Raw genomic sequence first — 793 nt, 5'->3', positions numbered from 1 at the left:
GGGCGCGGTGGGTACGGCAGCGCAGCTGCAGGGGCTGGGCGGCGCACTGGGCTTCGAAGTCCTGGTGCCAGAGGCGGCGGGCCCTGGCCAGGGTAAGGGGAAGAGGCAGCATCCGGGAAGGAATGAGCGGGAGGAAAGGAGAAAGCGGGAAAAAGGTGGCGCGGCCAGCCGGGGCGTGTCCTCCCCTGCTGCACCGGGCCGAGACTGCGGCTGCAGACCCTGTGCGCACCCGGCCAGCGTCGAGCTGGCATCCGCTGGCACGTAGGATTTCCACTCCGGTGAGGAAACCAGCGGGTCTTCGATAGACGACGGGGCTGCTGAAGTATCAGCATGTGGCGCGGCCGGCACCGGGGGCGGCCGCGCGGCGGGTGATACCATCTGGGGGTTAGTGAGCACCATCCACTCCTCCCTTCACCAGCAGGGCATCGGCCCAGGCTTTGCCCAGAAAGAAGTAGTTGATACCAGCCCCGGGGCCCGCCTCCAGCGTGAACAGCACCACCGGGCCCTGAGCAGTCGTGCGCGACGTTTCCGCCACGAGGTCCACCAGGTCGGTTAGCTGCAGCAACTCGCGGAAGGCCGGCGCATGTTCGGCCGTGATGGGTACGACGATGCTAGGCATTATCCTGCCTCCCCTTCCCCAGACCCAGCACCGTTTCCACGCCGCGCAGGCGGCTGCGCTGCGCTTCCAGGTCGAAGCGCAGGCCGTTCTCGTTGCCGGCATCGGGCTGGCGCTGGCCGTGCTCGTAGAGGCCCAGAAAATGCTCGGTGAGCCGAATGGCCTCCAGCAGCTCGG

The 793-nt window shown here is 67.8% G+C and carries 2 protein-coding genes; both read right to left on the bottom strand.

What is annotated here, in order from left to right; genetic code table 11:
- Positions 1-385: 385 nt before the first annotated feature.
- Entirely contained in the window at positions 386-619 is a 234-nt protein-coding gene (locus tag ACYVDE_RS24825) for a hypothetical protein (RefSeq protein WP_460504190.1), read from the bottom strand.
- On the bottom strand, positions 612-793 hold a 182-nt coding region (locus ACYVDE_RS24820; RefSeq protein WP_460504189.1), incomplete at its 5' end, for a hypothetical protein. The genes ACYVDE_RS24820 and ACYVDE_RS24825, both read right to left, overlap by 8 nt.

It is taken from the genome of Hymenobacter agri, assembly GCF_054778495.1.
The sequence above is the reverse complement of the archived record's forward strand: the minus strand, read 5'-3'. Positions and strand labels throughout refer to the sequence as shown.

What these genes read in the sequence shown, in the direction of transcription:
- ACYVDE_RS24825 (WP_460504190.1), bottom strand. Translation starts at nt 619, where the DNA reads ATGCCTAGCATCGTCGTACCCATCACGGCCGAACATGCGCCGGCCTTC.